Here is a 25,885-nt window from a genome sequence, read left to right on the forward strand (position 1 = left end):
GCGCGGTCACACCGTGCGACGTAAGCCCGTCGCCACGGTGATCACGCAGTCGCCCGCGCGCGTGGTGCGCAGCGTGTAGAGGCGGCCGTCGAGGCGCGCGGAGAGCCGCCCGACACGCACGGCGCCGGGATCCCGTCGCAGCCCCCTCCCGTCGGCTTTGAGCACGGCCTCGACGGCCGTCCACCGTCGTCCGGGGTCACCGTGGCCGGGAGCGAGCTCGTCGATCGCCTGTGCGCGCGTGTGCAGGCCGTCCATCGTCTCCGCGTCGATGCCGACAGGATGCCGGGCAGCGACCGCGAACGCCTGTCCGTCCGCGTGCGAGACAGAGACGGAGAGGCGCCGGGACCCGTCCACGACCACCGGCCGGCCGTGCGACAGTCCGCAGTCCGGGCAGGTCGCGTCGATGCGCGCATCCGGGACTCCCGCATCGCTCAGCGCGCGCTGGAGGGCTGCCCGCCCCGCGACGAAGGCCGCGAGACCGTCGAGGTCGTGGTGCAGCGACGACAGCCGCGCGAGATCGCCCTCCGAGAGACGGGATGCGACGCGCGCGACGAGGGCGGCATCCACTGAGCGATGCGGGACGATGACGAGGGCGGGCATCGAACCTCCGTCCCGTGTGCCGGTCGTGACGATGCTAGCGCGGTGCGCGTCGACGGCAGAGAAGTGCGGGCCGCCGGTCTCGCTTCCGACGGCCCGCAGCTGGGGGCGGGACTCAGCGGGCGGTACCGCCGGTGCCGTCGTCGAAACGGGGCGCCTCGTGACGTGCAGCACGGCGCGGCGAGTCGTCCACCGCCGCGTTCGGGTCCTGCGGCCGGTCGGCGACAGGTGCCGCGTCGGGAGCAGGAGCGGCCGGTGCTGCGGTCGTCCCGGGCGCGGGGGCCGGAGCCGCCGTCGTACCGGGTGCGGCCGCCGGTGCAGCGGTGTCGGCACGCGCGCCGTCGTCGACACGGTTGCCGTGACGGTCGGTGCGCACGTCGGGGTCGACGTGGTCAGCGCGGCGCAGGGCCTCCTCCGACTCGGTGCGGGCATCGGCGGCGGCGCTCTGACGCTCCTCCGCTTCCCGGCGCAGACGTTCGGCGTCGACCTCGGCCTGCTTCGCGTCGGCGGCGGCCCGGGCGGCCTTCGCCTCGCGCTCGCGCGCCTCGAGTTCGGTCTGCGCGGCAGACTGCCGCATCTCCTCCGCCTTACGACGATCCGCCTCGCGCTTGCGGTTGCGGCCCACCGTGGCGGCGATGATGGCGATCACGATGATGACGACCACCACGACGACGATGAGGACGATCCATCCGGTTGTGTTCATGCCGTGTCACGGTACCCCCGGCTCCCGGAATAGCTAGGGGATTGAACCATCCGACCGGACGGATACCGGCGGATGGAGTGGCACGACCCAGTTCTCGTCGCTGTAGTCGTCCTTGTACACGGCCAGTCGGGTGAACCCGACGACCGACCGCCAGGCGTCTCCGAAGCGGAACCGGCTCGAACCGGTCTCGTGCGACTCACTGAGCACGACGGGCACCTCGACGACCCGGAGCCCCTGCTGCTCGGCCGCGAGCACGAGCTCCGTCGTCCACATCAGGCCGGACTCCCGCGACACCACCGCGAGCGAGCGGCACCAGTCGCCGTCGGCCCAGATGGTGCCCTGGCTGTCGCCGACCTTCGACTGCAGCAGCGCCTCACGGAGGAACCGGAAGATGCGCGACTGCACCGAACGCCGCCAGGAGCGGCGCACGCGCGAGTCGGGGTGCGCCTTCGATCCGATGGCGACCACGACGTCGTCCGGCAGCTGCTCGAACTGCTCGTAATCGGACATCCCGAACGGGAGGTCGTCGGCCGTCAGCAGGACGCGGTTCCCACGGCTGTTCATGACTCCGGTGCGCAGGGCCTCGCCCAGGCCCGGCTGGGACTGCCGCAAGACGAGCTGGGGGATGCCGGACCACGACGCCTGCTCACGCTGCAACATCTCCCAGGTGTCGTCGGTGGAGCCGTTCTCGACGACGATGATCTCGTCGCGGGAGGTCAGGGCGGCGCCGAGCGTGGCCAGTGTCCCGCCGAGCACGGCCGAGCCGTTGCGGGTGGGGACGATCACGCTGAGGCGGACGGGCGACTCCGACCGAGGCTCGCCGGGCAGCGCGCGCGTGCTCAGGCGGTTGCGCTCCGAAGCCCGCACGTGTGCCGGCATCGACGTGAGCGACCAGACGAGACCGCCGAGGCTGATCGCGACGAGGATGCTCAGGGCCGCGGTGAGCTCGGAGTAGTAGTACAGCAGCGGCATCACGAGCACCGGTGGGATGAGACCGAGCAAGATCGTGGGGATCGTCACGGCGATCGCCGCCCCCAGCGGCCGGCGTTGCGGCGCCCGTCTCATCAGTGCCAGCACGAGTCCGACGAGGATGAAGGCGAGCATCGCCCCGAAGTGCTTGACCACGTAGAGGAACTTCTGCAGGTAGAGCTTCGCGACCGTGAGCGGGTGCTCCTTGACCTGGTCGAGGTAGAGGTCCTTGATGATCAGGTCGTACTTGTCGCTCGCGATCACGACGTCCGGGTCGACGGCGCGCGCCTTGTCCCAGCCGAACTTGTCCGACCACACGATGCCGAGCGGCGACGGCTGGCCGGTGATCGGCTGCGGGTAGGCGAGGCCGAGGTACAGCGGATGCCACGTGCCGTGCGCGTTCGGGAGATCCGCCATGCTCTGGCCCGTCGTCGCGCTGCGTGCGGCGTTCAGGCCCGTCATCGTCGCCGTCTGCAGCCCGAAGGTGAGGACGACCGCGACCACGGCGGCTCCGAGCCCGGCCAGCCAGCGCCACTTCTTCCGCACGTGCAGCCACCACAGCACGCCCACACCGGCCGCGATGCCCATCCCGGACAGCGAGCGGGAGAGGTCGCCGATCGCCGCAAGCACGACGAATCCGCAGCTCACCGCGATGAGGAGGCTGGTTCGGAGCCGGAAGGTGCAGAAAAGCACCAGCAGAGAGAGCGACAGGAAGGCGATGGACGCGGCGATGCCGTACAAGGCGTAGACCCGCGTGGTGCTCACCGAGTCGGACAGGCCGTACTCCGTGCCCGCGAGGATGGTGCCGTTGTTCAGCAGCCACATCAGCGGAGGCAGCAGCACGACGGCGTACCCGGCCCTGGCTCGCTTGAAGATACGAGCGACGGCGGTCGGAAGCCAGAGCAGCGGCAGGGCGACGAGGAGCGCCTCCGCGATGCCCAGCCCCGGGTAGGCCGAGGCGGAGTGCGTGACGAGGCTCATCAGGCTGGCGACGATATACGCGCCGGGGTCGTCATCCCAGGCGGCGGAGACCCACGGGCCGGGCGCCGGGACCTGCGTGTAGTAGGAGCCGGAGTGCACGGCCTTGATGAGCAGCGTCCCGGTTTCGCGGAACGCGTCGTAGGTCGCCTGCAGCTCGTCCGAGCGCGCCGGGTGCCACGGCAGCGCCGGCATGTTGATGACGACGATGAACGAGAGGACGCTCAGCACCACCCCGACGAGGATGAGGAAGATGCTGGTGGATCGTGGCCACAGACGGTTCGCCGAATCGGCTCTGATCTGGAGAGACATGCTGGAGCGGAAATCCTCGCGGTGGTCGTGCCCGATGGGGCGCCTCGGGTGCCGGCCTGTCCGAACACCCCCGCGGAGTCTAACAGCGGGCCGCACGCGCCCTGGTCATCCGCGCGGCGTCTCCACGAGCCCCTGCGTCTCCGCGCCGGACGCGCGGCCCTTTGTCCTCCGCAACTCCACGACGATCCCGACGACGACGAGGACGGCAGCGATCACCGATGTGCAGATGACGATCGCGGAGACCGATTGATGCGCCCACAGGGAGACGACCACCACCTGGCAGATCAGCGCGCAGCCGGTGAGGATGCCCAGAGCGCGCGCCTCCGACGAAAAACCTGCATAGAGGATCACCTGGACGACGGCGAACAGGCTGCCTTCGAGCGCGAACAGCCACGCGAGCGACGCGAACTCCGCGTACTTGTCGCCTCCGATCAGCCACACGAGCGGACCGGCGAGGACGGCGGCTCCGACGGTCGCCACCGCCCCGATCGCGGCCGACAGACCGGTCGCAAGGGCGAACGCGTGGCGCATCGTCCCCGCCGACATCTTCGGGAAGAACACCGTGATCACGGCATAGGGGAGGAAGAAGGCGATTTTCGCCACAAGGGAGCCCAGCGCGTACTCCCCCGACCCCGTCCCGTCGAGGAAGATGCGAGCGAGCAGGAGGTCGACGTTGGAGAGGGCGTACAGCGCGACGAGCGAACCCGTCGTCGCGGCGAACTCCCGGGCGAGCCGCGGCGTCAGTCGCAGCCGGGGCCGCGATGGCCCCGCGATGATGACGGCGGCGACGGTGCCCGCGATGCTCCCGACCAGGATCCCCGCGCAGGCCGAGGTCACATCCGGGTGGATGAAGAGGGCGACGATTCCTCCGGCGGCACGGAGGCAGCCGATCGCGGCGTACGCGTACCCGTAGTGGCCGTGGCGCTCGTTCCCCTGCACCAGACCGAGCGCTCCGAACCCCATCACCGACGCAGCCACCGAAAGCACAGTGAGGGCGACGGCGGCGAACGGGACGTCGAAGAGCACGGCCAGCGGCCAGCTGAGGGCGAGCCCCACGACAGCGATCAGAGCGGTGAGGCGTAGGCCGAGGGATACGACGGCCGCCCGCTCCTCGTCTTCTCCCGGCCCCGAGCTCGCGATGCGGCGTGCCGCGACCGCCTGAATGCCGAGTGCTGCGGTCCCCCCGATGATCGACACGCTGAGCATCGCCCCGAGCGCCCCGTACTCGGGCACACTCATGAGCCGTGCAGCGAACATCGACAGCAGGTACGACGCCGCGTTCGCGAGCATGGTGGCGACACCGACGAGGAGGATTCCGCCGGCGATGGCACGACGGGTCTGACTCACCCGAGGACTCTACCAGCCCGCCCGTCGTCCCCTCCGCTCACTGCGCCCGACCGTCGTGCCGAGTGCCCGCTCTTGTCAGGCGAGAAGTAGGGCGGACGGGACTTGAACCCGTGACCGAGGAATTATGAGTTCCCTGCTCTGACCAGCTGAGCTACCGCCCCGATCGTGCGCCGGCTCCGGTCACTCGGGAGCGGGCACGCTGGGGGCCGCGTCCGTCACCGGCTCGGCCACCGGCTCCCCACGATACAGGCTTTCGAAGGTGCTGATCGTGGTCTGGATGTCGTGCGCGGCGACGATGCGGAGGGACGCGCGCTTGAGCACATCCAGCTCCTCCTGGGGCAGCCGCAGCACGCTCTCCAGCTTGTCCGCGAGATCCTGCGCGTCGCCCGGACGGAACAGGTGGCCGTTCTCGCCCTCGTGCACCAGGTGCGGCAGCGCCATGGCGTCGGCGGCGACCACCGGCAGGGCGGAGGCCATGGCCTCCATCGTCGCGATCGACTGGAGCTCGGCGATCGACGGCATCGCGAAGACCGTTGCGCGCGTGTACGCCTGGCGCAGCTCCTCGTCGCTCACGTAGCCGAGGAACTCGACGCGGTCGGCGATACCGAGCGTCTCGGCCATCGACTGCAGGTTCTTGAGCTGGTCGCCGCCGCCGACGATCTGCAGGCGCGCGTCCAGGTCGTCGGGCAGCAGCTTGACCGCGTTGAGGAGCACGTCGATGTGCTTCTCGCCGGTGACACGGCCGACGAACAGGATGCGGTTGCCGGTGCGCGGGGTGAAGTCGGGGGTGTAGTTGTGGGCGTCGATGCCGCACGACACGGCGTGAACGCCGCGGAGCCCGGTGGACGCCTCGAGGAACTCGGCCGCCTTGCGGGTGGGCGTCGTCACAGATTCTGCGCGGTCGAAGCTCTTGCGGGCGTCCGCCCAGGCCAGCCGGACGAACGTCTTGCGCAGGAACTTCGGCAGCAGCGTGAACTCGACGATGTTGTCCGCCATGACGTGGTTCGTGGCAACGATGCGGATGCCGCGCTTCTCGGCCTCCGCGGCGAGACCACGACCGACGACGATGTGCGACTGGAAGTGCACGACATCCGGCTTCACCTCGTCGAGCACCCGGCGCGCGTTCGCCTTGCTCATCCACGGAAGGGCGAACCGCAGCCAGTCGTGCGGGTACCAGCGCCAGCTGCGGAGCCGGTGCGCCGTCATCTTCTGGCCTTCGTGCTCCTCGATCCACGTGCCGTGCTTGCGGCTCGCGGCCGGCGCGACGATGTGCACGTCGTGGCCGTGCTCGACCAGGCCGGCGGCGAGGCGCTCGGCGAAACGTGCAGCGCCGTTGACGTCGGGGGCGAAGGTGTCGCACCCCATCACGATGGTCAGCGGCTTCTTCTCAGCCGGGGCGGCAGGGGTGGGATGCGGTCCGCTCGAGTCAGGCACGTGGTTCGTTCCCTCGGTCGTGGGCTTCGGATGGCGAATCCGGCGACGGCGTTCGCGGCCCGGGCGGATGGTCGCGCCCGGTCGTTCAACGGCCTAGTCTAAGCGGGTTTGCTCCGCGGCGTCGGCAATGCGGTCGGCTACCGGCGCGTCCGACGCGCTCTGCGGATGGTACTTCGCCAGCTGGAACACGCCGAGGATGGCGACTGCGCCCGTCAGCGCGAACCCGACCATGGCCCACCAGGGCGCCCCGGCCGCCTCGTTCAGCACCAGGATGCCGATCGTGACGGCGACCAGCGGATCGATGACCGTGAGACCGGCGATGACCAGGTCCGGCGGGCCCGACGAGTAGGCGTTCTGCACGAAGTAGGCGCCGAGCACTGCGGCGAGCAGCAGCGCGACGATGCAGGCGACGAGCAGCCAGTCCCACTCCTGATTCGAGATGCGGTCGATGGCGACCTTGGCGAGCGTTGCGACGAAGCCGTAGAGCACGCCGGCGCCGACGATGTAGATGATCGCCTTGAACTTGTGGCGCAGGAACCAGAACAGGGTGCCGAACGCGATCAGCACGACGGCGAGGATGATCAGGATGACGATCAGCGCGCGACTGGTGACCGGCAGATCCCGCGCGAACACGGCAGCAAGCAGCACGAACGCGCCGACGCCGCTGACGCAGAGGGTGACCGCGATCACGGATTGATGGTTCAGCTTCACCCCGCTGACCCGGGCGTTGAGGATGCTCGTGATCACGAGGCCGACCACGCCGAGCGGCTGCACCAGGATGATCGGCGACAGCTTCAGGCTGACGAGCTGGAAGACGATGGCGAGGCCGAGCAGCAGCGTCCCGATCACCCAGGACGGGCGCGCGAGCAGTCGACCCATCTGGCGGCCGCTGAGTCCGCCGTCCGCGTGGCCCGCTGTCGCCTCGACTTTGGCAACGCCGTGATGCTGCAGCTGAGCGCCGACGGAGAGGAAGCAGGCACCGACGAGCGCGACCGGGATGCCCAGGAGCTGGCTGGGCTGATACGACAGGTCGAACGCGTCCATCAGTTCCGTGCCCACCCCACGACCCTACCGGGAATGATCCGGATAGTCTTGCTGAATGGCCGTCATCCCCATCCGAATCACCGGTGACCCCGTCCTCCACTCCCCCGCCCTCCCCGTCGCCGAGATCGACGACGACGTGCGCACCCTGGTCGCCGACATGTTCGAGACGATGGATGAGGCCCCCGGCGTCGGGCTCGCCGCACCGCAGGTGGGTGTGCCGCTCCGCCTGTTCGTCTACGGCTGGACCGACGACGACGGCGTCTCGCACCGCGGTGTCGCGATCAACCCGACGCTGTGGCTGAGCCCGCTGCGCGTCGGCGAGCTGGACGAGGACACCGAGTCGGAGGGATGCCTGTCGTTCCCGGGCGAGCGCTTCCCTCTGCGGCGGGCCGAGCGCGCCATCCTGCAGGCAACCGACCTCGACGGCGCCGAGTACGAGGTGCAGGCCACAGGCTGGCTCGCACGGATCTTCCAGCACGAGTACGACCACCTCGACGGGGTGCTCTACGTGGACCGGCTGACGCATCCCTTCGGGAAGGCGGCCCTCAAGACGCAGAAGAAGAACAGCTGGGGCGTGCCCGGGCTGAGCTGGCTGCCGGGACGCGACCACCTCGAGGACTGACCCGGCCGCGATCGACGGCCCTGGGACAGCTGCTGCTTCGGCGGATTGCGGTCAACGCCGCAGGTCGACCCCGTGGATGCCGTTGTGATGGCGCAGGGCGGGGAACACCGCAGACAGGGTGAAGCCGACCCCGGCGACGGTCTGCGCATTCAGGGTGCCGCCGAATAGGGCGGCACGATCGCGCATCTCGAGGATGCCCGCTCCCTCGTAGTGCTCGGTGAGCGCCCGGACATCGTCGGCGATCGAGTACGCGGTGGCCTGGTCGACGCCCTCGCGGTCGAGACCCAGTCGACGCGCGGCTGCGCGGATGCCGTCGTCCTCGACGCTCACGGCCAGGCCCTCGGGCGTCCAGGCGAAGGCGACCGCCGCGTTCGTGCCGGGACCCCCGTGCTTCAGCGCGTTCTCCAGGCTCGTCTGCAGGATGCGGAAGACGGCGAGCTCGGCACCGGGCCGGAGTTCGAAGCGCTCCCCGCTCTCGGTGAACGTGACCGCGAGCCCGGCGTCGCGCATGACGCGGAACAGGTCGCGTGCCGAGTGGAGACTGGGCTGCGGTGACGAGGCGTCCTGCGCCTCTCGGGCGACTGCCTGCAGCCGGCGGAGGTCGGCCAGAGCATCGCGGGCGGAGGTTTCGAGCACGCCGGCCGATCGCGCGGCCGCTGCGGGGTCGGCGGCAGCGGAGTACCGCACGCCCTCGGCCTGCGTGACGAGGCGCGAGACCGACTGGATGGCCACATCGCCCAGGTCGCCGATGATGCGGAACCGTCCGGCCTGCTCGGCGAGATCGAGCTCGCGGTCGATGCGATCCCACTCCGATTCCTGACGAGTGTCGCGGAGGCGGATGCGGCGGCTGCGCTCCCACAGCCAGAGGCCCAGGAAGACGAGCGCGACGATGCCGAGCGCGGCGGCCGCGATCACCATGACGTCCATCTTCCGTCTCCTTCCGCCGCACGGCTGTGCGGCCCGGTCAACACTACCGGGCCGCACAGCGAGGCGGACGGGACCGGACGCGGCTGTGGGTGACTCCGCGTCCGGCCGCCCTGTGGAGAAACCGATCAGGCGCTGTCGCGGTTCGCGCGCAGCACCTCCAGGCGCGCCCGGTACTCCTGCTCGTCGATGTCTCCGTTGGCGTACCGCTGCGCGAGCGTCTTCTCGGCGGAGCGGACGCCGCCGTTCGGGCCCCAGCCGTCGTATCCACCGCGTGCTGCGGCAGCGCGGCGCCAACGTCGACCGGCGAATCCGAAGATGGCGACGAAGACGAGGATCCAAAAGATCGGGATGAAGATCCACCACCAGCCGACGAACGGCGGGCCGTACGCGACGGCGCAGGGCGCGGCGGCGACGACGGTGGCCAGTGAGCTGAGCATGATGCGTGTCCAATCGTGAGTGGTCCGCGCCTCTCGCGGACCGACACCCTCAGCCTCGCCACCTCGCCCCTCCACCGAATCCGCCCCCGGGTGCGTTCCGCCCTACTCCCCCGGGAGCACATTCGTGCCGAATGTGCGCGTAGCGGAGCTCAAAGCGCACATTCGGCACGAATCTCGCGACCCCAGCACGAGAAGCGCGCACTGTCGCATGGGCGGTGTGCGGCCGTACGATGCCCGCATGGAGCACGAGGACGGCCGCCACGAGGCCGACGACGAACAGCCGGATGACGCGGTCACCGAGTACGAGAACGACCAGGCGGAGAACCGGGAGTCCCTGGAGCGGGAGGCCGGACTGACGGCGTTCGGCGGCCCGACCTTCGGCCACCTGTTCGGCCAGCAGCAGGACGACGGCGGGTTCGACGCCGAGCACAACCCGTGAGCTCGCCGCACGCCGCCCTCATACTCCCTCGGGAGTAGCCCCGAGACACCCGCCGGGGGACGTGACGCCCAGGTGCCCTGGCTAGCATGAGGAGATGCCCTGGAACGCGCCCCTCGATCAGGGAGCGAACGCGCGCTTCGGAGACACCCCCACCGAGCCGCCGGGCTGGGAGCGAACGCCCTGGACCGAGCGCGGACGCCCGCGCGGCGCCCGCTGGTTCGCCGTCATCGTCGCCGCTCTCATCCAGCTGCCCTTCATCGTCATTGCGGCACGGGATGCGTCGCACGACCCGCTGACCCTCGCCTTCTCGCTGCTCGCCTTCGCCTCCTCGTTCGTCCTTCTCGCGTCCCCCCGGCATCCCGGCCCCACGGTCGTCGCCGTCGCCGCGCTCTGCGCTCCGGCCATCGCGGTGACCAGCGGACCGCCGTTCTCCGCCGTCCCGCTGGCCTTCGCCGTCGTCACGGCGGTGGTCCGAGGCGCGCGCGTGTGGGCGTGGTGGACGCTAGCGGGCTTCGCCATCGCCGCGCCGGTCGCCGCCTACCTGCTGCGCGGGCAGCCGGCCGCCATGCTGCGGCCCCTGATCGTCGCGCTCATCCTCTGCCTCCTGCTGGGCGTCGGCGAGGCCCTGCGCAACCGCCGGGAGCGGTTCCGGGAGGTCGCCCGGCAGGTCGCGGCACGGCGGGAGGCGGCGGCGGAGGCCGAGCGCCTCCGCATCGCCCGCGAACTGCACGACGTGCTCGCGCACTCGCTCTCGCAGATCAGCGTCCAGGCCGGGGTCGGCCTCCACCTGTTCGACTCCCGTCCGGAAAAGGCCCGCGAGAGTCTGGAGGCGATCAAGACCACCAGCAGCCAGGCACTGGAAGAGGTGCGCGGCGTGCTCGGCTTCCTCCGCGGCACCGAGGAACAGGCTGCCCGCTCCCCCGAGCCCGATCTCACGCGCATCCCGGTCCTCGTGGAGACCTACCAGAAGGCCGGCCTGCGCGTCAGCTACGACACCGACCTGACCTCGACCCCGTCGGCCGCGGCGCAGCTGGCGCTGTACCGGATCGTCCAGGAGTCCCTGACCAACGTCGGCCGGCACGCACAGGCGTCGAGCGTTGCGATCCGCCTCACCGAGATCGACGGCTGGTACGTGCTGACCGTGCGCGACGACGGCCGCGGTCTGCCCACCACCGCGAGCGGAGACGGCCGCACCTCGGCCCAATCCGCCGCCGCGGGCATCGGGCGAGGCGGCCGGGGCATGGTCGGGATGCGCGAGCGCGCCGAGCTGCTCGGTGGCCGCTTCGACGTCCGCCCGGCCGATGGCGGAGGGCTCCTCGTCGAGGCGCGCATCCCGTCCTCGGCACCGCGGACGGCACCGAGCAGGGCCGCATCGTGATCCGCGTCCTCCTTGCCGACGACCAGCTCCTGGTCCGCGCCGGCTTCCGTGCTCTCCTGGAGGCGGAGGACGATGTCGAGATCGTCGGCGAGGCCGGGACCGGCCGAGCCGCGGTCGACCTCGTGCGCGAGACGCATCCCGACGTCGTGCTCATGGATATCCGGATGCCCGACGGCGACGGGTTGTGGGCGACCGGCGAGATCGTCGGAGACCCGGCCCTCGCGGGCACCCGCATCGTCATCGTGACGACGTTCGAGCTGGACGAGTACGTCGCCCAGGCGATCATCGCCGGCGCCAGCGGCTTCCTGGTGAAGGACACCGAACCGGTGGAGCTCATCCGCGCCGTGCACGTCGTGGCGGACGGCGACGCGCTGCTCTCCCCCGGTGTGACCCGACGGCTCATCGAGCGCGTGTCGGGGGGCCTCCGACCAGCTCCGGATGCGGCAGCGCTGCAGCACCTCACCGACCGCGAACGCGAGGTGCTGACCCTGGTCGCACACGGCCTGACGAACACGGAGATCGGCGAACAGCTCTTCCTCAGCCCGCTCACCGCGAAGACCCACGTGTCGCGGATCATGACGAAGCTGGATGCGCGCGACCGCGTCCACCTCGTCGTCCTGGCCTACGAGACCGGCCTCGTTCAGCCCGGCTGGCAGTAGCTACGGGCCGCAGATTTGCGCCAAATCGTCGTTCTGCGCGCGCCATAACCGAGATTTGGCGCAAATCGCAGGCCCGAAGGGCACACAACGAAAACCCCCGGCCTTCCGAAGAAGACCGGGGGTTTCACAACGCTCCCCGACTTGGACTCGAACCAAGAACCTGCCGGTTAACAGCCGGCTGCTCTGCCAATTGAGCTATCGAGGAATGCTTGATCAGCGAAGCTACTCTAGCAAGGTTCGCGGCCACGGGAGAAATCGGGCGTGCATCCCGCGCGCGTCCAGCCTCAGTACCCTGCCGACGGGTCGACCACCCCCACGAACCGGCCGTCGTCGAGGAAGGCGTGGACGTTCAGACGGATGCGCTCGGCGAGCAGCGGGGCCGTCATCTCGGGGGTGTCCGCCTGGTGCGGCGTGATGATCACGTTCGGCTCGTCCCAGAGGGGATGGCCGTCCGGCAGCGGTTCCGGGTCCGTCACATCGATGCCCGCGCCCGCGATCGTGCCGGAGCGCAGCGCCTCCAGCAGGGCATCCGTGTCGACGAGTCCGCCGCGCGCGATGTTCACCAGGTACGCGGTGTCCTTCATCGCCGCGAACTTGTCCGCGCCGAACAGGTGCCGCGTTCCACCGGTGAGCGCGGCGGCGACGACCACGAGGTCGGCCGAGGGCAGCACCTCGCTGAGCCGGTCGGCGGTCACGGTGCGGACGGCACCCTCCACCGGTGATGCGGTGCGCCGGACGATGGTGACGCGCACACCGAGCGGCTCCAGCAGCCGCATCAGCTCCAGGGCGATGCCGCCGGCGCCGACGATGACGACGTCGAGGCCGTACAGCGACCGTCCCTCCTGCTCCGTCGCCCACGACCGGGCACGAACGCGCTTCGGGATCACCCGCAGCAGCGCGAGACTCAGCACCAGGGCGTGCTCGGCCACGGGCTGCGCGTAGGCGCCCTTCGCGCTGGTCCAGATCAACCCGGGGCGATCCTCGGTCGCGAGGACGTCGGCGAACGCATCCACTCCGGCCCAGGGCAGCTGCACCCAGCCGATGTCGGGATGCGCGTGCAGCACCGCCGGGAAGTCCGCCGCCTGCGTGTTCGACAGCCAGACGACACCGCGGGTGCGCTCGGAGAGCGGCTCGACCGTCCCGCCGGCCGACTCGACGGCATCCACGAAACGCTGCGACGGCTGCGGCAGCACGGCGATCGGTCCGGGCTCCGGCCGCTGGTCCTCGGGAAGCGCGGTCACCTCGACGGCCAGCACGGCCCGGTGATGCGACGGCGCCCCGGTCTGCTCGGTCTCGTCCATTCCCTCTGCGCTCATCGCGTCTCCACTCCGTGCTGGTCCACCGTTCCCGTGCTCTCCGCCGCCGCGTTCTCGGCAGCGGCGCTCTCCGCTGCCGCGCGCCGGGTCGCCCCGCGCTGGGGTCGCCGCTCCGTGCGCTGCGCCGGCGGCTTCAGCGCTCGCGCGAGGCCCGCGACGAAGGGATGCGTCGGATCGGCGAGCACCTCCTCGATCGGCCCGTAGCCCACCGGTCGACCACCCTGCAGCACGAGCGACACATCCGTCGCCCGGCGCAGCACGGCCAGGTCGTGGCTCACGACGACCGCCGAGAAGTCGGGATGCCCGCGCAGCTGCCCGAGCAGGTCGATCACCGCGTCGCGCACGGTCGCGTCGATCCCGGCGGTCGGCTCGTCGGCGACGAGGATGGTGGGGCCGAGCACGAGCGCCCGCGCCAGCGCGACACGCTGCCGCTGTCCCGAGCTCAGCTCGTACGGGTACTTGTTGAGCACGCTCAGCGGCAGGTGAACGGTGTCGAGCATGGTCGCGGCCCGGGCTCCCGCCGTCCGCCGCGGGTAGTGCTCGTCGCGCTCGAAGATCGGCAGCGTGACGTTGTCCTGCACGCTCAGTGACGGCTCCAGTGTCGCCGCGGCCTCCTGCGGCAGGTAGCCGACGTGGAAGGTCACCTCGGCCAGGTCGCGCTTGCGCGCCTTCCGCAGCGGGTGGCCGAGGACGGACGCCTCTCCCCCACTGATCCGCGGGCCCGGATCGGACGCACGCGGAGGGAGGACCCGCCCGGAGAGCACCTGCGCGAGGGTGCTCTTGCCCGAGCCGGTCTCGCCCAGCACGCCGAGCACCTGGCCCTGCTCGAGGCGGAAACTCACCCCGCGCAGGGCCACGCAGGACGCGCTCGGGCCCCGCGCAGGGTATTCGACGGACAGGTCGCTGACGACGATGGCGGGGACGGAACTCACATCTTCGACCCTAGGCGCTCTCCGCCTGCAACTCCCGCAGCGCCTCGCGCCGGTCGGCCTGTTCGACCGGGTCCGGGACCGGCAGGGAGGCGAGAAGCCGCTGGGTGTACGCCTCCCGCGGGTTGCCGAGCACCTCGGCGCCTGTCCCCTCCTCGACGAGCTTTCCGCGGTGGAGCACCGCGATCCGGTCGGCGAGCAGGTCGACCACAGCGAGATCGTGGCTGATGAACAGCGACGCGAAGCCGAACTCCCTCTGCAGGTCGGCGAACAGCTCCAGCACGCGCGCCTGCACCGACACGTCGAGTGCCGAGGTCGGCTCGTCGGCGATCAGGAGGCTGGGCTCCAGCGCGAGCGCACGCGCCAGGCTGGCGCGCTGCCGCTGACCGCCGGACAGCTCGTGCGGGTACCGGTCGCCGTAGGCGCGCGGCAGCTGAACCGCCTCGAGCAGCTCGTCGACGCGGCGACGGGCATCGGCGGCCGAGCTCGCGCGCCCGTGCACCACGAGAGGCTCGGCAACGCACTCGGCGATCGTGAGCAGCGGATTGAAGCTCGACGCCGGATCCTGGAACACGAACCCGATGTCGCTCCGCACCTTGCGGAACCGCCGCTCGCGGACGCCGTTCATCTCGATCCCGAGCACTTCGAGCGACCCGCCGGTGACCTTGTTGAGGCCCGCGATGGCCCGCCCGATGGTCGTCTTGCCCGAGCCGGACTCGCCGACCAGGCCGAGCACCTCGCCCGGACGGATCTCGAAGGAGACCCCGTCGACGGCCACGAATCCGGGCCGACCGAGCCGACCGGGGTACTGGATGCGCAGGTCGCGCGCCTGGACCACGGGCGCCTCGATCGGGCGCTCGGCCCGGGCGATGGCACGATCCTGCGTGGCGATCAGGCCCTGGCCGATCTTCGGCACCGCGGCGAGCAGCTTGCGCGTGTAGTCGGCCTGCGGGGAGGAGAACAGCGTCCGCACATCCGCCTGCTCGACCAGCTTGCCCTGGTACATGACCGCGACGCGGTCCGCCAGGTCGGCGACGACGCCCATGTTGTGCGTGATGAGCACGATGGCGGCCCCGAACTCGTCGCGGCAACGCCGCAGCAGGTCGAGGATCTCGGCCTGGACCGTCACATCCAGAGCGGTCGTCGGTTCGTCCGCCACGATCAGCCCGGGGTTCAGCACGAGCGCCATCGCGATGACGATGCGCTGCTTCTGGCCGCCGGAGAACTGGTGCGGGTAGTACTTGACCCGCTTCTCGGGCTCCGGGATGCCGACCCGGCCGAGGATCTCGATGGCGCGTTCGCGCGCCTCCTTCTTCGACAGCTTCGCGTGCGCCCGCAGGCCTTCCGCGATCTGCCAGCCGACGGGATAGACCGGGTTCAGCGCCGTCGACGGCTCCTGGAACACCATGGCGACGTCGGTGCCGCGCACCTCGCGCAGCTTGCTCTTGCCGATGGAGACGATGTCCGCCTCGGTCTTGCCGTCGCGGCTGCGCAGGATGACGGCACCGGAAGCGGTCGCCGTCTCGGGCAGCAGCCCGAGGATCGTCTTGGCGGTGACCGTCTTGCCCGACCCGGACTCGCCGACGATGGCGAGCACCTCGCCGGGGGCGACGCTGAGGCTCACCCCGTCGACCGCCTTCACGGCGCCGGCGTCGGTGGAGAAGGAGACCGAGAGGTCCTTGATCTGTACGACGTCGCTCATGGACGCACCTCGATTCCGTGCTCGTCGAACGATTCGCCGCCCTCGAGGCCGTCGACCCCGCCGGGGCCGGCGGTGAGGGTGCCGCCGGGGACCACCGAGGTCTCGGCGACCTCTCCGGACGCCGCAGCCGCACGGCGGCGGCCGCGCAGACGCGGGTCGGCCAGGTCGTTGAGGCTCTCGCCCACCAGGGTGATGCCCAGCACGACCAGCACGATGGCGAGACCCGGGTAGATGGAGGTCCACCAGATCCCGCTGGTCACGTCATCCACGGCCTTGTTCAGGTCGTAGCCCCACTCGGCGGCGGCGGTCGGCTCGATGCCGAAGCCGAGGAAGCCGAGGCCGGCGAGCGTGAGGATGGCCTCCGACGAGTTCAGGGTGAAGATCAGCGGGAGCGTCCTGGTCGAGTTGCGCAGCACGTGCCGGAACATGATCCGGCTGTTGCTCGCGCCGACGACGCGCGCCGACTCGACGTACGCCTCCGCCTTGATCCGGACGACCTCCGAACGGATCACGCGGAAGTACTGCGGGATGTAGACGACGGTGATCGAGATCGCCGCCGCCAGGATGCCGCCCCACAGGCTCGACTGGCCGCCGCTGATCGCGATGGCCATGACGATGGCGAGCAGCAGGGAGGGGAAGGCGTAGATCGCGTCGCAGATGACGACGAGCACGCGGTCGAGCCAGCCGCCGAAGTAGCCGGAGACGAGTCCGAGCAGCACGCCGAGGAAGATCGACAGGAGGACGGCGATGATGATGACGAGGATCGCGGTCTGCGCTCCCCAGATCACCCGCGAGAACACGTCGTATCCACCGGACGTGGTGCCCCAGATGTGCGCGGCGCTCGGCGGCTGCTGCGCGCCGAACGACTTCCCGTCGGCCTTCGACTGTGCGAAGCCGTACGGCGCGATGACCGCGGCGAAGATCGCGGTCAGGATGAACAGGGCGGTGAGCACGAGGCCCACTACGAGCATCCCGCGCTGCAGGCCGACGCTCTGGCGGAGCTGGTGGACGACGGGCAGGCGGTCCCAGAGGGAGCGCTTGCGGGAGGTCAGCGATGCGGTCGACATCTCAGTACCTCACTCTCGGGTCGATGAGGGCCGCGATGACGTCGACCACGAAGTTGGTGAGGGTCACGATGACGGCGAGCAGGACGACCATGCCCTGCACGGCCACGAAGTCGCGCGCCTGCAGGTAGTGGACGAGCTGGAAGCCGAGCCCCTTCCACTCGAACGTGGACTCCGTCAGCACGGCACCGCCGAGGAGCAGGGCGATCTGCAGGCCGATGACCGTGATGATCGGGATGAGCGCCGGACGGTAGGCGTGCTTGCGCAGCAGCCGCGATTCGCCGACACCACGCGATCGTGCCGCGTCGACGTAGTCGGTGGACAGCGTCCCGATCACGTTGGTGCGGACCAGCCGGAGGAAGATGCCGGCGGTCAGCAGACCGAGGGCGAGCCCCGGCAGGATGGCGTGCATCAGCACGTCGCCGACAACGGCCGGGTCGCCGGTCTGGAACGCGTCGATCAGGTAGATGCCGGTCTTGTTGTCGAGCGTCTGCATCTCCAGTTCGGAGCTCGTCGACGCGCGTCCGGCGACCGGGAGCCAGCCCAGCCAGATGGAGAAGATGAGCTTCAGAACGAGGCCGACGAAGAAGACGGGGGTGGCGTAGAACAGGATCGCCATGATCCGCAAGCCCGCATCCGGGGCCTTGTCACGGAAGTAGGCGGCGATCAGGCCGAGCGGGATGCCGACGACGAACGCGACGATGAGCGCGTAGAACGCCAGTTCCAGCGTCGCTGCGCCGTACGTCAGCAGCACCTGCGTGACCGGCTGGTTGTCGGTGAACGTCGTCCCGAAGTCGCCGCGCAGCAGCTGGCCCAGGTACTCGAGGTACTGGACGATGATCGGCCGGTCGTATCCGGCCTCGTGCACGCGCTGGGCGAGCTGCGCCGGAGGCAGCTTCCCGCCGAGGGCCGCGGTGATCGGGTCTCCGGTCGACCGCATCAGGAAGAAGACGACGGTGACCAGGATGAAGATGGTCGGGATGATGAGAAGCGCGCGGACGAGGATGTAGCGGCCGAGGCCGCCTCCGGATCGTCGCTTCGCCTTCGTTCGGTCCGGCCCGGGGGCGGTCCCGGCCGCCGGGGCGCTGACAGTCGCTGTCATGGAAGCCAATCGTGGTGGTTCGTGGAAAGGGGGCGGCTCGCTGCGTGAGCGAGCCACCCCCCGGTTCGGCTCAGAGCTGGTGGCTCAGGGCCGGATTACTTCGAGAGTGCCGCGTAGCGGAACTTGAAGGACGGGTCGAGCGTCTTGTCGGCGCCCGAGACACCCTTCGCGACGACCGCGATCTGCGAGCCCTGCAGCAGCGGAAGCGTGCTGAGGTCCGCCCCGACCTTGGCCTGGATCTCCTCGATCAGCTTGGTGCGCTCGGCCTTGTCGGTCGTGCCCGCCTGCTTCGCGATGAGGTCCTGGACCTCCGGGTTGTCGTAGTGGTTCGCGAGGAAGTTGTCCTTGATGAAGAACGGCGACAGGTAGTTGTCGGCGTCCGAGTAGTCCGGGAACCAGCCGAGCTGGTACGCCGGGTAGACGTCCTTCGTGCGGTCCTTCGAGTACTGCACCCACTCGGTCGACTGCAGGTTGACCTTGAACAGGCCGCCGTTCTCCAGCTGCTCCTTGACCAGCGCGTACTCGTCACCGGAGGACGGGCCGTAGTGATCCGGGTTGTACTGGAGGTTCAGCGAGACCGGGGTGGAGACGCCGGCCGCCTGGAGGGCCTGCTTGGCCTTGTCGAGGCTGGGGCCGCCGTTGCCGTCGCCGTACAGCTCCTTCAGCACCGTGGTGGCGCCGGTCAGGCCGTCCGGGACGAACGAGTACAGCGGGGTGTAGGTGCCCTTGTAGACCTGGTCGGCGATCGCCGAGCGGTCGACGAGGTCGGCCGCCGCCTGACGCACGGCGAGGGCCTTCTTCGCGTCGGCCTCCGGCGTGGTCGCGCCGTACGGCTGGGTGTTGAAGTTGAACACGATGTAGCGGGTCTCGCCACCCGGGCCCTTGACGACCTTGACCTTGTCGTTGTTCTCGAGGCTCGCCACGTCGGTGGCCGAGAGGCTGCGGAAGGCGACGTCGATCGCTGCCTTCTGGATGTCGAGCTTCAGGTTCGAGGACTCGGCGTAGTACTTGACGTTGACCTTGTCCGTCGCGGGCTTTCCGAGCAGACCCTTGTATCCCGGGTACGCCTTGTAGGCGATCAGGTTGTTGAAGTCGTAGCTCGTGATGTCGTACTGACCGGCGAACGGGTGGCCCTTGACGATGGTGTTGTCGGGTGTGACCTTGTCGGCCGAGAAGACCTGCTCATCCACGATCGGACCGGCGGGGCTGGAGAGCACCTGCGGGAAGGTCTGGTCGTTCGGCACCTTGAGCTTGAAGACGACCGTGGTCTTGTCCGGCGCCGAGACGCTGTCCAGGTTGGCCAGCAGCGATGCCGGGCCGTTGGGGTCGTTGATCTTGATCTGGCGGTCGAAGGTGAACTTGACGTCCGAGGAGGTGAGGTCGTGTCCGTTGGCGAACTTCAGTCCCGGCTTGAGCTTGACCGTGTACTCGGTCGGCGAGGTGAAGTCGGCGCTCTCGGCGATGTCCGGCTTGACGTCCGGGCTGCCGTACGGGGTGTTCAGAAGGAACGGGTAGACCTGGTTCATGACGGCGAAAGAGCCGTTGTCGTACGAGCCGGCGGGGTCGATCGACGTGATCTTGTCGGTGGTGCCGACGGTGATGGCGCCACCGCCACCGCCGCCCGAGCCGTTGTTGTTCCCGGAGCAGCCGGCGAGCACCAGTGCCGCGGCCGCGAACGCGGCGGATACGGCGAGCAGGCGCCGTCCGCCGTTGTGTGCGGATGTCATATCCGATTACCTCTTCCTGGTGTGGGATGCGCAAGCGGCGTCGTCACGGGCGTGCGGGATCGCCGTTCGCGTGAGAACTTTCCTAGCACGGAATGCTCGTTGTTCCTGCATTCGGATGCGGATCCGGGCGCGATCTTTACACGGACGCAACAAAAGAGCGCATCTGCAGGCATTCGTCTGCGGATTCCGCAGGCGGAGCTTCCGGCGTGCTATTCGCCGCGCAGACGGCGCCGTTCGCTCTCGATCGCGACCATGGCGAGCGAGATCTGGCGACGCAGCTCCGGGTCCTCCGTGCGGCCGAGGCGTGAGGTGAGTTCCGCCTTCTCGCGGAGCAGGTCGCGGTCGATCAGGCCGTCGACGATCGACCGCGCGTACCGCCCGGGATCGCCGCCCTGCGGGAGTTCCGCCACCGCCAGAGCGTTGACCGTCGGCGCGTACGCCTGCGGGACCTCGGCGAGCACGCGATCCACCCAGCCGGGCTGTTGCAGCGTCGCCAGTTGACTGGCGATCGCGTCGCGGACCACGGCGTGGGTCGGGTTGACGAACGGGACCTGCACGGCGCGCGCCGCCCGCTCCTGACCCACCTCGCCGGGGAGCTGCAGCAGGACCATGAGGCTCTCGCGCTCGGTGCGCTGCGTCGGGTCGGCGAGGTCGGCCTGCGCGAGGGGACGCGGCTGCTCGGCGGAGCCGGATTGGCCGTCGCCGCCCGGGTACGAGCGGCTGCGGCCGTCGTCGCGGGATCCGTCGCGCGAGCCCTCCCGTGAGCCGGAACCCCGCTGTGCGGCGCGGACGGCGCGGATCGCATCCTGCAGGTCGGCGCCGGAGAGCCGCGCGAGCTCGCGGGTGTAGCCGTTCTGCGACGCGGGGTCGCGGATCGTGGCGACGATGGGGGCTCCCGCACGCAGAGCCGCCGCCCGACCCTCGACCGAGTCGAGGTCGAACCGCTCGACGGTCCGGCGGATCATGAACTCGAACATCGGCTTGCGTGCGTCGATCATGCGGCGCACCGCCACATCCCCCTGGGCCAGCCGCAGATCGCACGGGTCGAGGCCGTCTGGTCCGACGGCGACGTAGGTCTGCGCGGAGAACCGCTGCTCCTCGCCGAACGCGCGGGATGCCGCCTTCTGGCCGGCCGCATCCGGGTCGAATGTGAAGATCACCGAACCCTGGCTGTTGTCGTCGCCCATCACCCGGCGGATCACCTTGATGTGGTCGACGCCGAACGAGGTGCCGCAGGTGGCGACGGCGGTCGTGATCCCGGCGAGGTGGCACGCCATGACGTCCGTGTAGCCCTCGACCACGACGACCTGGTCCTGCCGAGAGATGTCGCGCTTGGCCAGATCCAACCCGTAGAGCACCTGCGCCTTCTTGTAGACGGGCGTCTCGGGGGTGTTGAGGTACTTCGGGCCCTTGTCGTCGTCGAGCAGGCGGCGCGCGCCGAAGCCGATGGTCTGGCCGGTGACGTCGCGGATGGGCCAGATCAGGCGGCCCCGGAACCGGTCGTAGACGCCGCGGTCACCCTGGGAGACGAGTCCGGCCGTGAGTAGCTCCTCCTGACTGAAGCCCTTGCCGCGCAGGTGCTTGGTCAGCTCGTCCCAGCTCTTCGGGGCGAACCCGACGCCGAAGTGCGCTGCCGCAGCGGCGTCGAAGCCGCGTTCACCCAGGAACCGGCGCCCGGGGTCGGCGTCGGGAGCGGACAGGCGGTCGCGGAAGAACTCCTCCGCCGCGGCGTTCGCCGCGAGCAGGCGGGCGCGGTTGCCGGAGCTCTCGGAGGGACCGCCACCGCCCTCCTCGTAGTGGAGCTGGTAGCCGATGCGCGCGGCGAGCCGCTCGACCGCGTCGGTGAAGGAGACGTGGTCCATCTTGAGCAGGAACTCGTAGACGTCGCCGCCCTCGCCGCAGCCGAAGCAGTGGTAGCGGCCGACGCCCGGGCGCACGTAGAAGCTGGGGCTCTTCTCGTCATGGAAGGGGCAGAGGCCCTTGAGCGCGCCGACGCCGCCGGTCTTGAGACTGACGTAGTCGCCGACGATGTCGCCGATGTTGGTGCGGGCTTTGACCTCTTCGATGTCGCTCTGTCGAATCCGGCCTGCCATGCTCTCGATTCTAGTGAGCCGGACCGACGCTCCGGCCCGATCGGCGAAACCCGGAGATCCCGGCCGTCGCGGTCACTCCCCCGGCGGACGGCGGCGGCGCGTGTTCTGGGCGATCTCGATGATGGCGCAGAACACCTCGATGCCGACGCGCAGCAGGAGCACGCTCAACATCGCCCCGACGAGCGTGATGAGGACGCCGAACAGGAACACGAACGCACCGATCGGCGCGTGCGTCGCGATCGCCGAGGTGAGCGAGTTGGCGAAGCCGACGATGATGCCGAGCGCGATCAGGACAAGCCCGACGACGTACACGGGACCGGCGAGCTTGCGCGTGACGTAGTTCGTGAACGTGAAGTCGAACAGGGAGGAGAAGAACCGCGAGTCGTCCAGGCGGTCGGCGAGGTCGCCGACCGTGCGGCCGTGTGCGGACTGTGCGCCGGGGCCGGTGGCGGCGCCGGCGGCGGGTGTCGCGCCGGTGGCGGCGGGTGCGCCCCGGGTCGCATCCGGAGCGGTTGCCTCGGGCGCAGCGGCGGCGGGCGGTTCGGTGGCGTCGGTGGGCTGTTCGCCCGTCTCGCGCGCCGTCGTCGAGTCCACAGCGGCCTCCTGGTCGGTGTCGGTCGTGTCGGCAGCGAGCCGCTCGGTCGGAGTGTCTGCGGGCGCGGCGGCAGCTGCACCGACAGGAGGTGTCGTGTCTGTGGATGCGACGGCAGCCGCTACGGCGGCCGCACCGGCGTCGGTGGACGCGGGTGCGGCGTAGAGCTCCTCGGCCGTCGGGAGACGCTTGGTCGCTGCGACGCCGGTGTCGTCGGACGTCTCGGCGGTTCCCGTGCTCTCCTCGATCAGGGGCTCGGCGATCAGGGGCTCGGCGGGCGAGGTGGAGGTGTCACGGGCCGACGCACTGCGGCTCCGGCTCGACCCGCCGCTGGGCGCGAGCGGCTCGCGGGCGCCGAGGGTCGCATCCATGATGTCGGGCGCTTCCCCCTCCGGTGCGATCGGGGTGGTCTTCGCGGTCGTCCGGCGAGTCCGAGGCGTCGTGGTCTTCTTTGCGGCGGGCTTTCGCGCAGACGCAGACGCAGACGTCTCGCCGGTCGGGGCGGCGGTTTCGGTCGCCTGATCCGTCTCAGGGGTCTGCGCGGTGGTGCTCTTCGTCGCCCGCGGCTTCGTCGCCCGCGGCTTCGTCGACCGCGCTGCGGGCGCGCCCTCGGTGGACGAGGCCGTCTTGGCCCCGGTCGTCGAGGCACCTGTCGTCTTGGCCCCTGTCGTCGAAGCACCTGTCGTCTTGGCGGCAGTCGTCTTGGCCGTTCGGGTCGTCGAGGAGCCGGTCGTTCGCGGGGTCCGGGTCGTGCCTGAGCCCGCGGTCGCACCGCCGCCCGCCGCCGGCGTGGCGGCTCCGGTCCCCTCCGGTGGGGCGCCGGCCGTCTCCGTCGACTCCCCCTCTGCGGGGCGGTCGCCGTCGGACGGTGGTAGTGCGGTGCTCATTCGTCTCCTCCCGAAGCCTGACTCCCAGCATTCTGCACTGCGCCGCGGTATACAACCCCGGCGCGCGGAGCATGCGGTGCTTCACAGCGGTTCTGCGCCGAAGCCCCCGACCTTTCCGTGCTCAGTGCTGCACGAGACGCTCGTACCAGCTGAGCGCGGACTGATCGGTGAGGCTGGCGACCTGGTCGACGACGACGCGTCTCCGCGCATCGTCTGTCGCGGCCGCGCGCCAGTCTTCCGCGAATCCCGGGTCCAGCTCGGCCGGACCGCGCTGGTAGAGCAGGTCGGCCAGCGTCGTCAGGATCTGCCGCTGCTGGGCGTAGATCGGCTGCCGTGTGTTCCGTGACATGACGAACGTGGCGACGATGCCCTTCAGCACAGCGATCTCGGCCTGGATCCCGGCCGGCACGACCACGTCGGCGCCGAAGCGGATGAGCTCCACCCGTCCCGCGGCCTCCTTCGTGGCGTGGACGGCCGCGTGTGCGAAGCGCCCGATCAGCTGGCTCGTGAGGTTCTTCAGGCGCGCCTGGGACCGGCGCGAACCGTCCCACCCGTCGAGCCAGATGTCCATGCTGTCGAGCCGGTCGAACGCCTCGATGAGCTCTTGGTGGCTGACTTCGCCGCCGATCCACTCGTGCATGGACTCGACGAGGTCTTCGTGGTCGACCCGGCTTCCGAGGGCCGCGACGTCGATGTAGCCGTTCACCACGGCGTCCTCGAAGTCGTGGACGGAGTAGGCGATGTCGTCGGAGAGGTCCATGACCTGCGCCTCGATGCAGCGCTGGCGCTCGGGGGCGCCCTGGCGCATCCACTCGAACACGGCGCGGTCGTCGGCGTAGAAGCCGAACTTCGCCCGCCCGCTCGGGTCGGCCACCGACGACGCCGCAGGCCACGGGTACTTGCAGCTCGCGTCGAGGCTCGCGCGGGTGAGGTTGAGCCCGTACGGCCGGCCGTCGCGGCCGAACACCTTCGGTTCGAGCCGGCTCAGCAGCCGCAGTGTCTGCGCGTTGCCCTCGAAGCCGCCGATGTCGTCGGCCCAGGTGTTCAGGGCCCGCTCGCCGTTGTGACCGAACGGTGGGTGCCCGATGTCGTGTGCGAGGCAGGCGGTGTCGACGATGTCCGGGTCGAGTCCGAGGCTGTTGGCGAGCTCCCGGCCGACCTGCGCGACCTCCAGCGAGTGCGTCAGCCGGTTGCGCGCGAAGTCGAGCCCCGCAGTGGGGCTGAGCACCTGCGTCTTCGCCGCGAGACGGCGGAGCGCACTGGAGTGCAGCAGCCGTGCCCGGTCGCGGGCGAAGTCGCTGCGCCGGTTCGAGTGCTGCTCGGGGAGCCAGCGCTCCCGGTCGTGCTCGGAGTAGCCGCGCTCGGCGGACGCCTCGGCCGTCTGCACCGCACCGGCACCTGTGCTCGTGGTCGCCGCGATGTCATCCACCACTGTTGTGCACCTCCGCATCGGCGACCTCGGCGCGCTGCACGCCGTCGAGGTCCCGGCTCTCGAGCCAGCCGTCCGGCAGCGCCGGCCGCTTCGGCGAGCCGGCGCGACCGCGCTGACCCTCCGCCGCCTCGCCCGGGTACTCCTGGTCGGGGTCGAGCGTGGCGAGCAGCTCGTCGAGGTGCTCGAGCGTGTCGACGGTCGCGAGGCTCGCCCGCAGGTCGCCGCCGACCGGGTAGCCCTTGAAGTACCAGGCGACGTGCTTGCGGATGTCGCGGCAACCGCGCTCCTCGCTGTCGAAGAACTCGACCAGCAGCTCCGCGTGGCGGCGGAACGTCTGCGCCACCTGCCCGAGCGTCGGATGCGCCTGGGCGGCCTCCGCCTCCGCTGCCGAGATCTCGCCCGCCCGCGCGCGGAAGGCGGCGGCCAGGTCGCCGAACAGCCAGGGACGCCCGAGGCAGCCGCGTCCGACCACGACGCCGTCGCACCCGGTCTCCTCCACCATCCGGATCGCATCGGCGGCCGACCAGATGTCGCCGTTGCCGAGCACGGGAGTCGAAGTCACCGTCTCCTTCAGCTTGGCGATGGCGGACCAGTCGGCGTGACCCGAGTAGAACTCCGCAGCCGTGCGCGCGTGCAGGGCCATCGAGGCGACGCCGGCGCCCTCGGCGATGCGCCCGGCCTCGAGGTAGGTCAGGTGGTCGCCGTCGATGCCCTTGCGCATCTTGATCGTGAGCGGGATGTCGCCGGCCGCCTGCACGGCGCCTTCGACGATCTCGCGGAACAGCCCGAGCTTCCAGGGAAGCGCCGCTCCTCCGCCCTTGCGGGTGACCTTCGGCACCGGACATCCGAAGTTGAGGTCGATGTGGTCGGCGCGGTCTTCGGCGACGAGCATCGTCACGGCCTCGCGCACGGTGACGGGGTCGACCCCGTAGAGCTGGATGGACCGCGGTGTCTCCGACTCGTGGTGCGTGATGAGGCGCAGCGACTCCGGAGTGCGTTCGACGAGGGCGCGGGACGTGATCATCTCGCTGACGTAGAGACCGGCTCCGAACTCACGGCAGAGCCGCCGGAACGCCGTGTTGGTGATCCCGGCCATCGGTGCGAGGACGACCGGCACGTCGAGCCCCAGCGGACCGATGGTCAGCTGAGGCGCGTGGCTTAGGGTGGCAGTGGTAGACATCTCACTCGATTCTCC

General features: G+C 70.2%; 22 protein-coding genes and 2 tRNA genes. 4 read left to right on the plus strand and 20 right to left on the minus strand.

All coding sequences use genetic code 11. From position 1 onward, the window contains the following. Window positions 1-6: 6 nt before the first annotated feature. From ABIC47_RS14260 to ABIC47_RS14290, 7 genes are all read right to left on the minus strand, one after another. Window positions 7-600, minus strand: coding sequence for a 4'-phosphopantetheinyl transferase family protein (locus ABIC47_RS14260; RefSeq protein ID WP_354481292.1), 594 nt, complete (start codon window positions 598-600; stop codon window positions 7-9). Window positions 601-712: 112 nt separating this feature from the next. Then, window positions 713-1,300, minus strand: a complete 588-nt coding sequence (locus ABIC47_RS14265) for a hypothetical protein (RefSeq protein ID WP_354481294.1) — start codon at window positions 1,298-1,300, stop codon at window positions 713-715. 33 nt (window positions 1,301-1,333) lie between these two features. Then, complete coding sequence (locus ABIC47_RS14270; protein ID WP_089875736.1) at window positions 1,334-3,559, minus strand: glycosyltransferase; 2,226 nt, start codon at window positions 3,557-3,559, stop codon at window positions 1,334-1,336. A gap of 105 nt (window positions 3,560-3,664) precedes the next feature. After that, entirely contained in the window at window positions 3,665-4,906 is a 1,242-nt protein-coding gene (locus ABIC47_RS14275) for an MATE family efflux transporter (RefSeq protein WP_354481297.1), read from the minus strand. Window positions 4,907-4,993: 87 nt separating this feature from the next. Then, window positions 4,994-5,067 (minus strand) — tRNA-Ile (locus ABIC47_RS14280). A 19-nt stretch (window positions 5,068-5,086) separates the two neighbouring features. Further along, the gene (locus tag ABIC47_RS14285; RefSeq protein ID WP_020074808.1) at window positions 5,087-6,340 is read right to left on the minus strand and encodes a glycosyltransferase; all 1,254 of its coding nucleotides are present in this window, start codon (window positions 6,338-6,340) and stop codon (window positions 5,087-5,089) included. Between the two features lie 93 nt (window positions 6,341-6,433). After that, window positions 6,434-7,399: a DMT family protein gene (locus ABIC47_RS14290; RefSeq protein ID WP_018190947.1), complete on the minus strand. Its 966-nt coding sequence runs from the start codon at window positions 7,397-7,399 to the stop codon at window positions 6,434-6,436. A gap of 40 nt (window positions 7,400-7,439) precedes the next feature. On the opposite strand from ABIC47_RS14290, the gene def reads away from it, so the two are divergent. Continuing rightward, complete coding sequence (gene def, locus ABIC47_RS14295) at window positions 7,440-8,006, plus strand: peptide deformylase (RefSeq protein ID WP_018190946.1); 567 nt, start codon at window positions 7,440-7,442, stop codon at window positions 8,004-8,006. 51 nt (window positions 8,007-8,057) lie between these two features. On the opposite strand, the gene ABIC47_RS14300 is transcribed toward def, so the two are convergent. Further along, the gene (locus tag ABIC47_RS14300) at window positions 8,058-8,933 is read right to left on the minus strand and encodes a sensor histidine kinase (RefSeq protein ID WP_354481298.1); all 876 of its coding nucleotides are present in this window, start codon (window positions 8,931-8,933) and stop codon (window positions 8,058-8,060) included. 125 nt (window positions 8,934-9,058) lie between these two features. Then, window positions 9,059-9,370, minus strand: coding sequence for an SHOCT domain-containing protein (locus ABIC47_RS14305; RefSeq protein ID WP_018190944.1), 312 nt, complete (start codon window positions 9,368-9,370; stop codon window positions 9,059-9,061). 238 nt (window positions 9,371-9,608) lie between these two features. Between ABIC47_RS14305 and ABIC47_RS14310 the strand changes: the two genes are divergently transcribed. From ABIC47_RS14310 to ABIC47_RS14320, 3 genes are all read left to right on the plus strand, one after another. After that, window positions 9,609-9,809 carry a hypothetical protein gene (locus ABIC47_RS14310; protein ID WP_039731160.1) on the plus strand — a complete coding sequence of 67 codons (201 nt, stop codon included), beginning with the start codon at window positions 9,609-9,611 and terminating at the stop codon, window positions 9,807-9,809. Window positions 9,810-9,903: 94 nt separating this feature from the next. Next, the gene (locus ABIC47_RS14315) at window positions 9,904-11,187 is read left to right on the plus strand and encodes a histidine kinase (RefSeq protein ID WP_354481300.1); all 1,284 of its coding nucleotides are present in this window, start codon (window positions 9,904-9,906) and stop codon (window positions 11,185-11,187) included. Next, window positions 11,184-11,846 (plus strand): response regulator, encoded by a 663-nt coding sequence (locus ABIC47_RS14320; RefSeq protein ID WP_354481302.1) that lies wholly within the window; start codon window positions 11,184-11,186, stop codon window positions 11,844-11,846. The genes ABIC47_RS14315 and ABIC47_RS14320 overlap by 4 nt, the downstream gene beginning before the upstream one ends. A gap of 132 nt (window positions 11,847-11,978) precedes the next feature. On the opposite strand, the gene ABIC47_RS14325 is transcribed toward ABIC47_RS14320, so the two are convergent. From ABIC47_RS14325 to dusB, 11 genes are all read right to left on the minus strand, one after another. Continuing rightward, window positions 11,979-12,051: transfer RNA gene (locus tag ABIC47_RS14325), tRNA-Asn, on the minus strand. Window positions 12,052-12,130: 79 nt separating this feature from the next. After that, the gene (locus ABIC47_RS14330) at window positions 12,131-13,147 is read right to left on the minus strand and encodes a D-isomer specific 2-hydroxyacid dehydrogenase family protein (protein WP_502910263.1); all 1,017 of its coding nucleotides are present in this window, start codon (window positions 13,145-13,147) and stop codon (window positions 12,131-12,133) included. A gap of 11 nt (window positions 13,148-13,158) precedes the next feature. Further along, a complete protein-coding gene (locus tag ABIC47_RS14335) occupies window positions 13,159-14,094 on the minus strand; it encodes an ATP-binding cassette domain-containing protein (protein ID WP_354481306.1) in 936 nt (311 codons plus the stop codon). A 10-nt stretch (window positions 14,095-14,104) separates the two neighbouring features. Then, window positions 14,105-15,793 carry an ABC transporter ATP-binding protein gene (locus tag ABIC47_RS14340; protein WP_354481308.1) on the minus strand — a complete coding sequence of 563 codons (1,689 nt, stop codon included), beginning with the start codon at window positions 15,791-15,793 and terminating at the stop codon, window positions 14,105-14,107. Next, on the minus strand, window positions 15,790-16,860 hold the full coding sequence (locus ABIC47_RS14345; RefSeq protein ID WP_089875721.1) for an ABC transporter permease: 1,071 nt from the start codon (window positions 16,858-16,860) through the stop codon (window positions 15,790-15,792). Before ABIC47_RS14345 ends, ABIC47_RS14340 begins: the two co-directional genes overlap by 4 nt. Before the next feature lies 1 nt (window position 16,861). Next, complete coding sequence (locus tag ABIC47_RS14350; RefSeq protein ID WP_354481310.1) at window positions 16,862-17,959, minus strand: ABC transporter permease; 1,098 nt, start codon at window positions 17,957-17,959, stop codon at window positions 16,862-16,864. Window positions 17,960-18,054: 95 nt separating this feature from the next. Next, window positions 18,055-19,686 carry an ABC transporter substrate-binding protein gene (locus ABIC47_RS14355; protein WP_018190935.1) on the minus strand — a complete coding sequence of 544 codons (1,632 nt, stop codon included), beginning with the start codon at window positions 19,684-19,686 and terminating at the stop codon, window positions 18,055-18,057. A gap of 209 nt (window positions 19,687-19,895) precedes the next feature. After that, complete coding sequence (gene dnaG / locus ABIC47_RS14360) at window positions 19,896-21,779, minus strand: DNA primase (RefSeq protein ID WP_018190934.1); 1,884 nt, start codon at window positions 21,777-21,779, stop codon at window positions 19,896-19,898. A gap of 72 nt (window positions 21,780-21,851) precedes the next feature. Beyond that, window positions 21,852-23,258, minus strand: a complete 1,407-nt coding sequence (locus ABIC47_RS14365) for a DUF4282 domain-containing protein (protein WP_354481317.1) — start codon at window positions 23,256-23,258, stop codon at window positions 21,852-21,854. Window positions 23,259-23,379: 121 nt separating this feature from the next. Then, complete coding sequence (locus tag ABIC47_RS14370) at window positions 23,380-24,690, minus strand: deoxyguanosinetriphosphate triphosphohydrolase (protein ID WP_502910254.1); 1,311 nt, start codon at window positions 24,688-24,690, stop codon at window positions 23,380-23,382. Beyond that, window positions 24,680-25,870 (minus strand): tRNA dihydrouridine synthase DusB, encoded by a 1,191-nt coding sequence (dusB, locus tag ABIC47_RS14375; RefSeq protein WP_354481320.1) that lies wholly within the window; start codon window positions 25,868-25,870, stop codon window positions 24,680-24,682. The genes ABIC47_RS14370 and dusB overlap by 11 nt, the downstream gene beginning before the upstream one ends. Between the last annotated feature and the right edge of the window lie 15 nt (window positions 25,871-25,885).

Source organism: Leifsonia sp. 563 (assembly GCF_040545055.1).
Classification (GTDB): Bacteria; Actinomycetota; Actinomycetes; order Actinomycetales; family Microbacteriaceae; genus Leifsonia.

Coding starts and splice junctions, on each gene's coding strand:
- ABIC47_RS14355 (WP_018190935.1), bottom strand. CDS start 19,686: ATGACATCCGCACACAACGGCGGACGGCGCCTGCTCGCCGTATCCGCC.
- dusB (WP_354481320.1), bottom strand. CDS start 25,870: ATGTCTACCACTGCCACCCTAAGCCACGCGCCTCAGCTGACCATCGGT.
- ABIC47_RS14340 (WP_354481308.1), bottom strand. CDS start 15,793: ATGAGCGACGTCGTACAGATCAAGGACCTCTCGGTCTCCTTCTCCACC.
- ABIC47_RS14260 (WP_354481292.1), bottom strand. CDS start 600: ATGCCCGCCCTCGTCATCGTCCCGCATCGCTCAGTGGATGCCGCCCTC.
- ABIC47_RS14300 (WP_354481298.1), bottom strand. CDS start 8,933: ATGGACGTCATGGTGATCGCGGCCGCCGCGCTCGGCATCGTCGCGCTC.
- ABIC47_RS14365 (WP_354481317.1), bottom strand. CDS start 23,258: ATGAGCACCGCACTACCACCGTCCGACGGCGACCGCCCCGCAGAGGGG.
- ABIC47_RS14330 (WP_502910263.1), bottom strand. CDS start 13,147: ATGGACGAGACCGAGCAGACCGGGGCGCCGTCGCATCACCGGGCCGTG.
- dnaG (WP_018190934.1), bottom strand. CDS start 21,779: ATGGCAGGCCGGATTCGACAGAGCGACATCGAAGAGGTCAAAGCCCGC.
- ABIC47_RS14310 (WP_039731160.1), top strand. CDS start 9,609: ATGGAGCACGAGGACGGCCGCCACGAGGCCGACGACGAACAGCCGGAT.
- ABIC47_RS14305 (WP_018190944.1), bottom strand. CDS start 9,370: ATGCTCAGCTCACTGGCCACCGTCGTCGCCGCCGCGCCCTGCGCCGTC.
- ABIC47_RS14270 (WP_089875736.1), bottom strand. CDS start 3,559: ATGTCTCTCCAGATCAGAGCCGATTCGGCGAACCGTCTGTGGCCACGA.
- ABIC47_RS14345 (WP_089875721.1), bottom strand. CDS start 16,860: ATGTCGACCGCATCGCTGACCTCCCGCAAGCGCTCCCTCTGGGACCGC.
- ABIC47_RS14350 (WP_354481310.1), bottom strand. CDS start 17,959: ATGACAGCGACTGTCAGCGCCCCGGCGGCCGGGACCGCCCCCGGGCCG.
- def (WP_018190946.1), top strand. CDS start 7,440: ATGGCCGTCATCCCCATCCGAATCACCGGTGACCCCGTCCTCCACTCC.
- ABIC47_RS14315 (WP_354481300.1), top strand. CDS start 9,904: ATGCCCTGGAACGCGCCCCTCGATCAGGGAGCGAACGCGCGCTTCGGA.
- ABIC47_RS14265 (WP_354481294.1), bottom strand. CDS start 1,300: ATGAACACAACCGGATGGATCGTCCTCATCGTCGTCGTGGTGGTCGTC.